Source organism: Cognatundibacterium rivi (assembly GCF_018139565.1).
Classification (GTDB): Bacteria; Pseudomonadota; Gammaproteobacteria; order Burkholderiales; family Burkholderiaceae_D; genus Undibacterium; species Undibacterium rivi.
In genome coordinates, this window is sequence record NZ_JAGSPK010000001.1 from 449,226 (window position 1) to 462,489 (window position 13,264).

Consider the following 13,264-nt stretch of genomic DNA (forward strand, 5'->3'; position numbering starts at 1 on the left):
TCAATGGAAACAAGTGCTGAAATTGAATACGCAACGTCTCAACCCATGCATCAGCCGCACACGCTTGTTTTATTCACTTTACATAAGGCTGTCTCAGAAAAAAACAATGGCCTTCTGATGCTGATTTCTGATCGCTTTTATCAGTCTCCGGTATCGTGTAAATGGAATGGCGCCTGGCATCACAGAATTTCGTCAGGCGTTCACCAGCGTAATTTTTTCCAGGCGGCTTGTTGCGCAGGCGTCAAAAAAGTCCATGCCAGAAAACGGCTTTGTTTATTGCCCTGACTCATGGCAACTTCTTTGATTTCCAGCGCCTTAACCCGCTTGAGTGCGGTTTTCAGCGCAGGTAAGTTTTCTGATTTTGATACCAGTGTGGTGAACCAGAAGCATCGTCCTGGTATACCAGCACTTTCGTTGATCATGCGCTCGATAAAAGCAAATTCACCGCCAGGGCACCACAGTTCCGCATCGCGGCCACCGAAATTCAGGGTAGGAGCAGTTGCATCGGCGAGCTTTGCCTTGCCGAGATTATTCCATTTTCGTTGCGTGCCAGCCTGTGCTTCCGCCATAGATGCGTGAAAAGGTGGATTACACATGCTGAGATCAAACCAATCATCTTCCCCCACGATGTTCTTGAAAATAGCGTTTGCCGATGGTTGCAGAAGCAGGCTGATTTTGGCAGCGAGCTTGGGGTTTGCATCGAGTATGCGTTGTACATTCGCCAGCGATGCCGGATTGATGTCGCTCGCGGTAAATTGCCAGCCGTATTCGCTGACACCGATCAGAGGATAAATGCCATTCGCACCCGTGCCGATATCGAGCACACTCAGTAAATTTTTTTTCGGGAGCACACCTTTATTCGTCGATATCAGCAAATCCGCCAGATAGTGCAGGTAATCAGCGCGACCCGGCACCGGTGGGCAAAGCTGCTGTTCCGGAATATTCCATTCTTGAATCCCGTAATCATTTTTCAGTAAAGCGCGGTTCAGCGCTTTTACGGCTGCCGGATCAGCAAAATCGATGCTGGATTCACCGTAGTCATTACACGTCACAAATCCTGCTAATGCGCTGTCGCCCGCGACAAGCCGGGTGAAGTCATAGCGCCCCTGATGGCGATTACGCGGATGGAGTTTGCTGGATTGTTGCGCGGAGCTGGAATGCGGACGTGGCATGCGTTGATGAAGCGGTCTGGTGGAGCCGGCATTGTTGCACAAACTGCGGCGAAATTACGACAGTGGTATTTTTTTGAAAAAATTACCACGGTCATTTGCAAATCTTGAATCTATACTTCGCATGTTTTTTCAATAACGAGATAAAGACATCATGAAAAATATTCCTGCTATTGCGTCCGTCATTATTGTGATTTTGCTGTTACTGGTTCTGAATCCCTTTGCCACGATACAAGCGGGGCATCGCGGTGTGTTAACGACGTTTGGTAAGCCGTCTGATGAAGTGTATAGCGAAGGTATCCACTTCGTCTGGCCGATCGCGCAACGCTTGCATAAAGTGTCGGTGGCGATACAAAAAGGCGAGGGTGACGGCGATGCCGCTTCGAAAGATCTGCAAACCGTTCATACAAAAATTGCGATCAATTACCACGTCAGACCTGATGCCGTTGTTTCTGTATTCCGTGACCTCGGTAATGAGCCGGGTGAGCGCATCATTATCCCCAGTGTTCAGGAAGCCGTGAAAGCGGTGACTGCACGATTTACTGCAGAAGAGCTGATTTCCCGTCGCTCTCAGGTTCGTGATGAAATTATTGTCGCGCTTAAAGAACGTATGGCCAGACACGGTCTGGTGGTCGACGAATTTTCCATCGTCAACTTTAATTTCAGCCGTACATTCAACGAAGCGATTGAAGCGAAAACGACCGCAGATCAGTTAAAAATGAAAGCGGAACGCGATTTGCAACGTATCGAAGTCGAGGCCAAACAGAAAGTGTCGCGTGCGCGTGCTGAAGCGGAAGCGTTGGCTTTACAACGCCAGCAAGTGACACCTGAGTTGCTGCGTCTGCGTGAGACCGAAAATCAGGCAAAAGCGATAGAGAAATGGGATGGTCGTCTGCCGACCACAACTGGCGGTGCGATTCCGTTTTTGAACATCAACAGTAACGGCAGCAATAAGTAAGTAATCTACATAAGTAAAAAAAACCGTTGTCTGGTAATCGTGCCAGACAACGGTTTTTATTGATCACTGCCGCGGTGGTGACAGGTGCCATAGAGCCGGCACCTGATTTTCCGGCAGAAATTATTGCGAGTGATTACGCAATACTGACCGCGCTGGTACCACTGTTAACGGTGGCTGTGGTTATGCGGGCGATCACATCTGTCGGCGCTGTCATCGTACCGTTATTGACCAGCTTATTCACCTGCTTGAACTGTGCGACCAGTTTGCCCGGTGTTAATGTCACCACCGTGTATCCCTGTGCATCGGAATTGATGTACTTCATCCACTGATTATTTCCGAGAGTTGCCAGTTGCTGTGCCAAACCCAGCAGGCTGGTATTGAAGTCGCTATTTGTTTTCAGGCTGGACAGAATTGCCTGGACTGTGCCGGTCAGAGTTGCGCCTTCAGGTACGCCTTTGGCTGTCAGTGCGCCTGTCAGTTGCACGCGGATTTGTTCCAGCAGACCATCGACCGTCGGCGCTGCTTTGCCCATCGTGTAATCGAGCATGTTGACGTTGATCGTGATCGTGCCGATATTCGGAACAGGAATACTCAGCGGGTAAAAGATGATTGTCGCCAGACCTGTCGAACCTGCACCATCTTTCATATAAGTGAAGAAAGAGTCGGAGCTGATGCCAGCGCTGACCAGATCCACCATTGCGGGTGTGCCGCCACCCGGCGCATCAAAATCGTCGTTGACGGTGCCGGCAAAGAAGCCGTGAATATCGCCTGTCACAGAGACCACGTTACTGATTTTATTCGTCAGCAAATGTTGCATCAGCGCTTTACGTTCGCTGTTATAACCATCCCACTGATCGCAGTTCAGTAAAAACTTCGTGAAGAATGATGACAGCGCGGCCTGCTGACCGGAAGCGATGACGAAGCTGGAATTTTGCTTGTTGGTCTGCACATCCGGTTTGATATAACCAAAGGCGATGGTTTGCGCAGCGGCGCCGATCTGCGTTGCTGTTCCCGCTGCCGTAGCAGCTTTCGCGGCGTTGAACGTGGCTACGGCAATACCTGCCTGCGCAGCAGTCAGGCCTGCTGTTGTGGCGGCGCTGGTAAGATTACCGCCAGTAGCAGCCGCCGTCGCGATGGCTGCAGCGCCTGCACTGGCAATAGCTTGTGATGCACCGGCAGTCATTGCTGCCACCAGCGTCGCAGCGACCAGCACGTTACCACCGAGTGCAGGATTACTCAGCGCAGTGGTGATATTCGTCGCCAGTGTGGAGATGGAATTCAGCGCAAGCAGTGTTGCGATCGCATCTGTACCATTCAGACCCATACGCATCAGGCAGACTTCATTACCCCAGATTTTCCAGGTATTGGTCGAAGTCTGCATTTTGTTTTTCCACCAGTCGCGCTGGGTTTTACCCAACATACTGACATCCGACAATGGATCGCCGGTCATGGCAGTGGCGGCGGTAATTTTTTGTGCTTCCACCAGATTGAAAACATCTTGTGGCACCACATAACGTGTGCCCATGCTGCTGTTCAACGCTTTACCTGTCGCTGGGTTGAACAGACTTTCCGGGACGATATGATCGGAACGATACAAGCGTTCATCAGTCATTACCAGTTGCATCAGCTTACCGAACTGGAAGTCACGGTAAATCTGAATATTCTGGAAGCCGGTATTGGCCGCATCCAGACTGACATCGGCTGGCATGAATTCAAACCATGCCTGATTCGCTGTACGGCGGCGGCTGGTCTGGTGAATATTATTGCCGCTTGAATCTAGGCTGTTGTTTTCGTAGGTGACGGCATCTTTCCAGGCATCATCAGAAAACTCATGATCGTCCCAGATCGCGATATAGGCGAAACGTTCGTGTATTGCTTGCTGACGTGGGTCGCTGCGATACATTTTGTAGAGGTAGCGGTAATCAGCAAGCGTGGTTGCATATTTGGCTTTACCGGTCGTGCCGTCGGCATTCAGCAATGCGGTACCATCAGGTAATTGCAATGCGGTGTGGCGCGCTTCTGCATTCCCTGTCTGGAATGCCGCACCGACTGTTTCATAAATATAGTCGCCGAGGTGAATGATGAAATCGAGGTTTTCATTTTTGGCGATGTAGTCCATCGCACCCCAGTGATTAACGCTCCAATCCTGGCAAGTCAGATAGGCGAACTGTAATTGGGCGACATCTGCATTGGCTGCTGGCGCTGTTTTGACGCGGCCGACATTCGAGCGCACATCACCGGCGATAAACTGATAGAAATAAGTCTGACCTGGCTGCAAGCCGGTCACTTTATTGCGAACTGTGTTATCGAAGCTGGCAAGGACAGACAAACGGGTATCGACGACAGTCGTGCCAGTCAGTGCTGCATTGCTGCCGAGCAGAGCCGTGTTATCTGTGGCTGTCACGATCAGACGTATTGCAACATCGTTGCCCGTTGGCGCGACTGCTGCGACACCCAGCGATGCCGGAGTCACACGTGTCCACAGGATAACGCTGTCAGGACGAGGGTCACCGGAAGCGACACTTTGCGGGAATTTCCAGCTTGCGCCGGTGGCCAATGGCAATTCAGATTGGTCGCTGGCAACGCTGCTGCTACCGCCGCAGGCACTCAGACTGCCGGTGGCGACGGATACTGATAAAAAGCCGCTGTATTTCAAAAACTGTCGTCTATCCAATTTCATCTCCCTGGAGTTGGCGGTTGAGCAGACTGCTGTTGACGTATCGCATGAACATACAAAGAGCCAGATGTCATGCGTCGATGTGACAGACGATGCTGCGTCAGACCATATTGCTGGCGTACGCGAAAAGCAGCACGCAACAACAAGCTAAAAACCAGAAAGACTAGGGGGTGGATATGTCATCGTGATGACATTGGTACTAGGGTGTTTACTCTATTCGTCAGCTGAAATATCTGCGCTTCCGATGCGCTGGGAAAAGAAAAAAGAGATGGCCGGCGGTCTTTGTCATGGTTGTAAAACCGCTGCCATCTCCGGAAGTTTTGCGCTGAAATATGTTGCTACGCGGCTTGCGTAGTCAGTGAAAACTTCATTATTCTGGGCTTAGTTACTGTAAAAACAGCGACCGCAGACATGGTGATAACGTTCGTTGCCGCCGATATCGATTTGTTCCCCGCTGCGGGTGCGCTTGCCTTGCTCGTCAACGCGGATATTCATCGTTGCTTTCTTGCCGCAGCTACAGATGTTTTTGAGTTCTTCTATCGTGTCTGAAAGAGCGAGTAAATATGTGGAGCCGGTAAATGGTTCACCCAGAAAATCACTGCGCAGGCCATAGCAAATGACCGGCACACCGCGCACATGCGCGAGCTGATGCAATTGCTTCACCTGATCGGCAGATAAAAACTGTGCTTCATCGACCAGCACACAACTGACTTGCGGCGCTTCTTTAAAAAAATCAAAAACGGCATCAAATACGGCAGCATCACGTTGTGGGCCCAGGCGCGAAGTAACTTTGCCCTGGCCGTAGCGATGGTCAATCGCGGCCGTGTATAAACAAACTTGTTGGCCTTGTTCTTCGTAATTGTGCGCGACTTGCAGAAGTGCGGTCGATTTTCCTGCATTCATGGCGGAATATCTGAAATAAAGCTTTGCCACGGTGTTCCTTAAAAATGAGGTCGAGGTAAATAGTGACGGTCTTAGGTGATTTCAAGAGCGTCGAAACCGCTATTGTAGAGAATCATCACGTCTCGGGTCACGAAAAAAATAGATGCAGATTTTTCTCTTGAAAAGCTTTTGACGCACCCTATCTTTGACTCAGCAGATGCTCACCTGAGGTCTGCGGAAATTATTTATATCGCTTCTATAAAAAAGGATATCACCATGCGTAATTTTGACTTTGCCCCTCTGTATCGTTCTGCGATTGGTTTTGACCGTCTCGCACAGTTATTTGATGACGCGCAGCGCAATGATGCTGCACCGAGTTACCCGCCATATAATATTGAACTGATTGCAGAAGATAAATACAACATCACGATGGCGGTGGCGGGATTTGACCGCAGCGAACTCGATATCGAAACCGAACGCGACACATTGAAAATCGTCGGTCGCAAGCAAAAAGATGAAACCCAGAAAAACTATCTGCATCGTGGCATCGCCTCACGCGATTTTGAACACCGTTTCCGTCTTGCCGATCACGTGAAAGTGGTCAGCGCACGTCTGGATAACGGTTTGCTGAGCATAGAGCTGGTGCGCGAAGTGCCGGAAGCCTACAAACCACGCCGTATTCTGATTGATGGCGACAACCTGCAACTGGTGCAGTCACAAGCAGCATAAGCACAACGTTTATTCTGATACGCAAAAAAAAGCATGGAATTTTTCCATGCTTTTTTTATGACACTTGATTCAATTTACTTGCGGATGATATTGCTCAGATTCACTTCGCGGATATCTTTGGTGCCGGTCAGTGCCATGCTGACATCCAGCTCTTTTTGCAAAATTTCCAGCATCGTGGTGACGCCTTTTTCACCCATCGCACCCAGACCATACAGAAACGCGCGGCCTATCATGCTGCCCTTCGCTCCGAGTGCCGTGGCTTTCAGAATATCCTGACCCGTGCGGACGCCACCGTCAAACCAGACTTCGGTCTGATGACCGACGGCATCCACAATCGCCGGTAAGGCTTCAATCGACGACATTGCCCCATCGAGCTGGCGGCCACCGTGATTGCTGACGACAATCGCGTCGGCCCCGGCAGCCACTGCCAGTTTGGCATCTTCGACATCCAGTATGCCTTTCAGGATCAGCTTGCCGCCCCATTCTTTTTTGATCCAGGCCACATCGTCCCAGTTCAGGGTCGGGTCAAACTGGCTGGCCGTCCATTGGCTCAGGGTCAGGATGCCATCGCCGCCTTTAACGTGACCGACCAGATTACCGAAGGTTTTACGCCCGGCCAGTGCGCGCAGTGCCCACGAAGGCTTGGTCGCCAGATCCAGAATATTGGCGAGTGTCAGTTTTGGCGGCACCGACATACCGTTTTTTAAATCCTTGTGACGCTGACCGAGAATTTGCAGATCCAGCGTCAACACCAGCGCCGAGCATTTGCAGGCTTTGGCGCGCTGTATCATTTCTTTCACGAAACCACGGTCGCGCATCACGTATAACTGAAACCAGAAAGGTTTGGTGGTCACGCTGGCAACATCTTCAATTGAGCAGATACTCATGGTGGACAGGGTGAACGGAATGCCGAATTTTTCTGCCGCAATCGCGCCCAGCATTTCGCCATTCGCCCACTGCATACCGGTCAGCCCGGTCGGTGCGATGGCGACTGGCATCGTCACCTCCTGACCTATCATCGTGGTGCGCGTATTGCGCTGATCCACATTGATGGCGACGCGCTGGCGCAGCTTGATTGCAGCCAGATCGCTGCTATTCGCTTTATACGTGCTTTCCGTGTACGAACCGCTGTCCGCGTAGTCATAGAATGCTTTCGGTACGCGCTTTTTGGCGAGTAAACGTAAATCTTCTACACAGGTAATGACGGGCATGCTGATTCTCCGGTGGACTAATGAATAGGCAAAAGTGTAGGGGAAATTGACTGTCTGATGGGGGAAAACGTTTCAGTTTTGCGGTGAAGTATTTTCAACTGAGCGTTTCCGTTTCGACAAAACGTTCGCAAATAAACTGGCGCAGCCATTGATTACCGGTGTCCTGGTGATAGCGGCGGTGCCAGAACAGATTTGTTTGCAGCGCCGGCAAACGCAGCGGCGGCTTGATATACGTCAAACCAAAAGGGGCAGCGGCCCGTTCTGCCAGCTTACGCGGCACGGTTACCAGCAAATCATTACTGCTGACGATATACGGAACAGCAACAAAGTGCGGCACCTGAAACTGTGCTTTGGGATTAATGCCCGCTTTTTCCAGACGTTGATTAATACTGATGTACGGCTCTTCTTGCGAAGCGACAATCAGATGGTGTGCCGCGACAAATTCCTTCATTTCCAACGGCTTGCCGACCAGCGGATGCGTTTGCCGCAACATGCAGACATAGTTTTGCCGGAATAAACGGCGTTGAAACCAGGCATCCGATAAATCATCAAACGCGCCGATTGCCAGATCGACCCGACCCGATTCCATCTCTGTTTTCAGGTCAATACTGCCGGCACGTACCGTCGATATTTGTATCTGCGGTGCTCGCCGCAGCAATTCCTCCACCAGCAAAGGCATGAAATAGACTTCCCCCACGTCCGTCATGGCGATGGTGAAGTGGCGTTTCGAGCTGGCTGCGTCAAAGCTATTTTCGCTATTCAGCGCCTGCGTGATATGGCTGAGTGCGAGTGTGACGGAATCCGCCAGCTGTTCGGCGCGTGGCGTTGGCTGCATACCGTTGGCAGTACGCACAAACAGTTCATCATCAAAACTGCGGCGCAGCCTTGCCAGCGCATTGCTGACCGCCGGTTGTGACAGGCCAAGCTGACGCGCCACCAGCGAAATCTGTCTGCTTTCAAAAATATGCTGAAACACCACCAGCAGATTCAGGTCGATATCCTTGGCTTCTATCATGCGTGTCTCTTATTATTGATTTGATGAATGGTCTGTATTTCTGTATTTATATCGTAAAAAACACCTGCGTGCAGTAGAGTGCCGGAAATTCCCCTATTTTCTGACAGGATGGCGCTATGAGCATGCAAGATATCCTTCGTTACCAGACTGGTTTCGCGAACGAATTTGCCACCGAAACACTGGCTGGTGCGTTGCCGGAACACCAGAATTCACCACAACAATGTGCGTACGGTTTGTATGCCGAACAGGTTTCCGGCACAGCGTTTACCGCACCACGCCACGCAAACCGCCGTTCGTGGTTGTATCGCATACGCCCGGCAGCGATGCATCAGCCGTTTCATCAAGTCAGCAATGGCAATATGACGAATGATTTCAGTCAGATGCCGTCGACACCGAATCAACTGCGCTGGGACCCGCAACCCATGCCGCAGACACCCACCGATTTTATTGATGGCTGGCTGACGATGGCGGGCAATGGTTCTGCCGATGCGCAGAGCGGCTGCGCAATTCATCTGTATGCGGCGAATTGCGACATGAGCACGCGTTTCTATTACAACGCAGATGCCGAATTACTGATTATTCCGCAGCAAGGACGCCTGCATATACGCACCGAGCTGGGCCTCATGAATATTGAGCCGCAAGAGATCGCCGTGATTCCGCGCGGCATCCGTTTTCAGGTGCAGTTACCGGATGGCGAGGCGCGTGGCTATGTCTGCGAAAATTTTGGCAGCATGTTCCGCTTGCCTGATCTTGGCGTGATTGGTTCGAATGGTCTCGCCAATCCGCGCGATTTTCAGACGCCGGTCGCCTGGTATGAAGATAAGGAAGGTGATTTTGAATTGCTGGCCAAATTCAGTGGCAATCTGTGGTCGGCAAACATCGACCATTCGCCGCTTGACGTGGTCGCCTGGCATGGCAATTTCGCGCCGTACAAATACGATCTGCGCCATTTCAACACCATCGGTTCGATCAGTTACGACCATCCTGATCCGTCGATTTTCCTTGTGCTGCAATCGCCCAGCGATACGCCCGGCGTTGATACCATCGATTTCGTGATTTTCCCGCCGCGCTGGCTGGCTGCGGAAAATACCTTCCGTCCGCCCTGGTTCCATCGCAATATCGCGAGTGAATTCATGGGGCTGATTCATGGTCAGTACGATGCGAAATCGACCGGTTTCCGACCTGGCGGGGCCAGTCTGCACAACTGCATGAGTGGTCACGGGCCGGATGCGGCGACATTTGAAAAAGCCAGCAATATTGACACCAGCACACCGCACAAAGTCGCCGATACGATGGCGTTCATGATAGAAACGCGTAACATCATCAAACCGACCCGCGCCGCCATGACTTCGCCGCAATTGCAGGCGGATTATTACCAATGCTGGCAAGGCATCAGAAAAAATTTCAATCCGCAATAAGTGTAAAAATAAGCGTAAAAATAAGCGTGAAAGACAGCATCATCATGACGATACAATTGAATGAAACCCACAGTCCCGAGCTGCGCAGCTGGGTTGTATCAGCGAATCAGCCTGACAGTGATTTTCCTATCCAGAATCTGCCTTTCGGCGTATTTCGCCGCCACGGCAGCCATCAGGCTTTCCGCATTGGTGTGGCGATCGGTGACCAGATTCTTGATCTGGCCGCAGCCCATGCAATACACGCATTTGCAGGCTATACCGAATTGCAGGGCGGGCATTTTACGGCGGCAGTCAATGCACCACATCTGAACGCGCTGATGGCACTTGGCGCGCCGGTCTGGTCGGCACTGCGTCTGGCTTTATCACGTGTATTACGGGCTGATGCGAAACATCTGGCGGCATTGCAAAACTGTCTGCTACCGCAAAGCGCGGCGGAATATGCCTTACCTGCGCAGATCGGCGATTACACCGATTTTTACACCTCGCTGCATCACGCTACCGCCGTCGGCAAATTATTCCGTCCCGATAATCCTTTACTGCCGAACTACAAATGGGTGCCGATCGGCTATCACGGACGCGCTTCGTCGATAGGCGTGTCCGGCCAGCAATTTCGTCGCCCGGTCGCGCAAACCAAACCGCCGACAGCAGAGACACCGGTATTCGGTCCGGCCAAGCGCATGGATTACGAACTTGAAATCGGCATTTTCATTGGTCAGGGTAACGCGCTGGGCGATGTGGTTGGCATGGATCAGGCCGAAGCGCATGTGTTTGGCCTGTGCTTGTTGAACGACTGGTCTGCTCGTGATGTGCAGGCCTGGGAATATCAGCCGCTCGGCCCTTTCCTTGCGAAGAATTTTGCCACCACGATTTCACCCTGGGTCGTGACGCTGGAAGCACTGGCGCCATATCGTCAGGCATGGCAACGCGATGCAGCTGACCCGCAACCTTTGCCGTATCTGGACGCACCCGATCTGCGCGACAGCGGAGCGTTTGATATTCAGCTCGAAGTTTTGCTGCAAACTGAAAAAATGCGGGCGGACGGCGCCGCGCCGCAACGCCTGTCCACATCGAATTTCCGCGACTCTTACTGGACGGTCGCGCAACTCGTCACGCATCACACGGTGAATGGTTGCAACCTCAATCCCGGCGATCTGCTCGGCTCCGGCACCCAATCCGGCCCGGCACCGGAAGAAGCAGGTTCCCTGCTGGAACTGACCGAAGGCGGCAAAAAGCCGATTGCACTGAACAATGGTGAACAAAGGCTGTTTCTGGAGGATGGCGACACCATCATCCTGCGCGGCTGGACGCAAAAACAAGGCCTGCCACGCATAGGTTTCGGCGAAGTCAGCGGAACTTTGTTGCCAGCCAGAAGCTGAGGTTTTGGTGCAGATCGTATTCGTCGGGCGCGTGTCGTCGTGTTCACTTGTCAGCCGCCAGTGTCAGCATTGTTTGTAATGCGGTTCCGAAACTGATCTGAAACCAATTACTGCTCATTTGGCTGATCTGTGCTTATACTAAGCAAGGAAATCTGGTCAGATCCTGAATGTATGGGCATTCAGGCGTTTAGTAGCTTAGTTGAGGAGATGATGATGGGATTATTCGATTCAATCGCAGGACAGGTGTTGGGCTCGTTGACGCAGTCCGGTCAGGCAGGCGCAACGCCGCATGCGGGGTTGTTGGAGGCGATAGGCGGTTTGATGAATAATCCGCAGATTGGCGGTCTGAGCGGGTTGATCACCATATTTCAGGAAAAAGGGCTGGGTGGCGTGGTTTCCTCGTGGGTCGCAACCGGTGAAAATCTACCGATATCTGCTGAGCAGTTGCAGTCAGTACTTGGCAGTGAACAGGTGCAGGCGATCGCTGAAAAATTTGGGTTTTCCACTGAGGAAGTGTCAGGTCATCTGGCCGAGCTGTTGCCTCAGGTCGTCGACAAGTTAACCCCGGACGGCACTGTGCCTGAAGGCAATGCGATGGGCGATACGCTGGGCAGTGTGTTGGGAATGTTAAAGGGCATGAGCCGCTGAGCGCATTTGGCTGACTGATCTGCCGCCCCGTGTTTTTTGCGTAGGGGAAATTTTGCACAATATGAGCCTGTGAATCGTTGATCGTTTCACAGGCTCAGTTATTTTCAGTGTCAGGAGTGAAAATATACTGGGGGGAGTATTTTTAACAGCCCTTTGTTTATAAGGAGATAAAGGCAAAATTGCCATATACTCCCCTTGAAACCTCATTTTTTCAGGTTTTTTGTGTATTTTTAGACTAAGTTTTCGGCGGACAAGCCCCGGCAAATTGCTGTTGCAAGGCATCCAGAAAAACGCGGGTGCGCGCTGGCATCAGACGGCGGCCGGGGAACACGGCCCACAGTTTGATATCCGGCGATTGCCAGTCGCCGAGGATGCGCATCAGTTCGCCCGACTTCACATAACATTCGGCAAAATTATCCGGTAGCATGATGATGCCATCGCCGTTGCGCGCGAGGCGGGTCAGCAGTTCCGGCGAATTTGCACTGGCGCGTCCGGGTGGAATGCCTTCCCATTTTTCTTCATTGCGGCTCAGTTTCCACGGCGTTGCTTCGCCATTGCGCGCCAGCAGGAGCAAGGCATCGTGTTCCATCAGCGCTTCCGGTTCGCTAGGAATGCCATGCCGCGCGATATACGCGGGCGACGCATACAGGCCGACTGTGAATACCGCCAGGCGGCGCGCTGCGAGCGAGGCATCGTCCGGCAGATCGCCGGCGCGGATCGCGACATCATAGTTTTCGCCGATCAGGTCAACACGGCGCGGCGACAAATCAATTTCAAACGCAATCGCCGGATGCGCAGCGATCAGCGCAGATAAAAACTGGCTCATTTCCTGATTCGCAAAATCGGCGGGCATCGAAACCCGCAGGCGTCCCGATGGTTCGGCCTGGCGATGCTGGGTCAGCGCCAGAGTTGCATCGACTTCTTCCTGCACATGCTGCGCGTGCTGCAAGACATGCTGGCCAAATTCGGTGACGCTGAGTTTGCGTGTTGTGCGCAGCAGCAGCCGTTCACCGAGTTGCGATTCGAGCGCCGTGATGCGGCGTGACAAAGTCGATTTCGGCACAGCTAAACGGGCAGCCGCTTTGCTGAAACTGCCTTCGGCCACAATGCGGGCAAACAGTAAAAGATCATTCGCTTCCAGTTGCATCGTCGTTCTCTTTTCGCCTGAATTTTGTGTGTGA

General features: G+C 52.1%; 11 protein-coding genes. 5 read left to right on the forward strand and 6 right to left on the reverse strand.

The features are described 5' to 3' along the window. Window positions 1-200: 200 nt before the first annotated feature. Complete coding sequence (gene rlmF / locus KDM87_RS01965) at window positions 201-1,172, reverse strand: 23S rRNA (adenine(1618)-N(6))-methyltransferase RlmF (RefSeq protein WP_212677540.1); 972 nt, start codon at window positions 1,170-1,172, stop codon at window positions 201-203. Window positions 1,173-1,323: 151 nt separating this feature from the next. Here rlmF and KDM87_RS01970 point away from each other — a divergent pair, with 151 nt between their 5' ends. Further along, window positions 1,324-2,127, forward strand: a complete 804-nt coding sequence (locus KDM87_RS01970) for a prohibitin family protein (RefSeq protein ID WP_212677541.1) — start codon at window positions 1,324-1,326, stop codon at window positions 2,125-2,127. Window positions 2,128-2,260: 133 nt separating this feature from the next. Here KDM87_RS01970 and KDM87_RS01975 read toward each other — a convergent pair whose 3' ends face one another. Further along, complete coding sequence (locus tag KDM87_RS01975) at window positions 2,261-4,801, reverse strand: alkaline phosphatase D family protein (protein ID WP_230407541.1); 2,541 nt, start codon at window positions 4,799-4,801, stop codon at window positions 2,261-2,263. A gap of 384 nt (window positions 4,802-5,185) precedes the next feature. Then, window positions 5,186-5,737: a thymidine kinase gene (locus KDM87_RS01980; RefSeq protein WP_212677543.1), complete on the reverse strand. Its 552-nt coding sequence runs from the start codon at window positions 5,735-5,737 to the stop codon at window positions 5,186-5,188. A gap of 225 nt (window positions 5,738-5,962) precedes the next feature. Between KDM87_RS01980 and KDM87_RS01985 the strand changes: the two genes are divergently transcribed. Next, complete coding sequence (locus KDM87_RS01985; protein WP_212677544.1) at window positions 5,963-6,415, forward strand: Hsp20 family protein; 453 nt, start codon at window positions 5,963-5,965, stop codon at window positions 6,413-6,415. A 74-nt stretch (window positions 6,416-6,489) separates the two neighbouring features. Here KDM87_RS01985 and KDM87_RS01990 read toward each other — a convergent pair whose 3' ends face one another. Both KDM87_RS01990 and KDM87_RS01995 read right to left on the reverse strand, forming a co-directional pair. Beyond that, a complete protein-coding gene (locus KDM87_RS01990) occupies window positions 6,490-7,626 on the reverse strand; it encodes an alpha-hydroxy acid oxidase (protein ID WP_212677545.1) in 1,137 nt (378 codons plus the stop codon). A gap of 94 nt (window positions 7,627-7,720) precedes the next feature. Next, entirely contained in the window at window positions 7,721-8,641 is a 921-nt protein-coding gene (locus tag KDM87_RS01995; protein ID WP_212677546.1) for a LysR family transcriptional regulator, read from the reverse strand. A 116-nt stretch (window positions 8,642-8,757) separates the two neighbouring features. Here KDM87_RS01995 and hmgA point away from each other — a divergent pair, with 116 nt between their 5' ends. The 3 genes from hmgA (at window position 8,758) to KDM87_RS02010 (ending at window position 12,083) form a co-directional block, all read left to right on the forward strand. Further along, window positions 8,758-10,059: a homogentisate 1,2-dioxygenase gene (hmgA, locus tag KDM87_RS02000; RefSeq protein WP_212677547.1), complete on the forward strand. Its 1,302-nt coding sequence runs from the start codon at window positions 8,758-8,760 to the stop codon at window positions 10,057-10,059. A gap of 44 nt (window positions 10,060-10,103) precedes the next feature. After that, window positions 10,104-11,435: a fumarylacetoacetase gene (gene fahA / locus KDM87_RS02005; RefSeq protein ID WP_212677548.1), complete on the forward strand. Its 1,332-nt coding sequence runs from the start codon at window positions 10,104-10,106 to the stop codon at window positions 11,433-11,435. 213 nt (window positions 11,436-11,648) lie between these two features. After that, on the forward strand, window positions 11,649-12,083 hold the full coding sequence (locus KDM87_RS02010; protein WP_212677549.1) for a YidB family protein: 435 nt from the start codon (window positions 11,649-11,651) through the stop codon (window positions 12,081-12,083). A gap of 235 nt (window positions 12,084-12,318) precedes the next feature. Here the strand turns inward: KDM87_RS02010 and KDM87_RS02015 are convergent, their stop codons facing one another. Beyond that, window positions 12,319-13,230 (reverse strand): LysR family transcriptional regulator, encoded by a 912-nt coding sequence (locus KDM87_RS02015; protein WP_212677550.1) that lies wholly within the window; start codon window positions 13,228-13,230, stop codon window positions 12,319-12,321. Window positions 13,231-13,264: the final 34 nt, after the last annotated feature.

Bases quoted from the DNA above. Each gene is read 5' to 3' on its own strand.
- rlmF (WP_212677540.1), bottom strand. From the start codon at position 1,172: ATGCCACGTCCGCATTCCAGCTCCGCGCAACAATCCAGCAAACTCCAT.
- KDM87_RS01970 (WP_212677541.1), top strand. From the start codon at position 1,324: ATGAAAAATATTCCTGCTATTGCGTCCGTCATTATTGTGATTTTGCTG.
- KDM87_RS01985 (WP_212677544.1), top strand. From the start codon at position 5,963: ATGCGTAATTTTGACTTTGCCCCTCTGTATCGTTCTGCGATTGGTTTT.
- KDM87_RS01990 (WP_212677545.1), bottom strand. From the start codon at position 7,626: ATGCCCGTCATTACCTGTGTAGAAGATTTACGTTTACTCGCCAAAAAG.
- KDM87_RS01995 (WP_212677546.1), bottom strand. From the start codon at position 8,641: ATGATAGAAGCCAAGGATATCGACCTGAATCTGCTGGTGGTGTTTCAG.
- hmgA (WP_212677547.1), top strand. From the start codon at position 8,758: ATGAGCATGCAAGATATCCTTCGTTACCAGACTGGTTTCGCGAACGAA.
- fahA (WP_212677548.1), top strand. From the start codon at position 10,104: ATGACGATACAATTGAATGAAACCCACAGTCCCGAGCTGCGCAGCTGG.
- KDM87_RS02010 (WP_212677549.1), top strand. From the start codon at position 11,649: ATGGGATTATTCGATTCAATCGCAGGACAGGTGTTGGGCTCGTTGACG.
- KDM87_RS02015 (WP_212677550.1), bottom strand. From the start codon at position 13,230: ATGCAACTGGAAGCGAATGATCTTTTACTGTTTGCCCGCATTGTGGCC.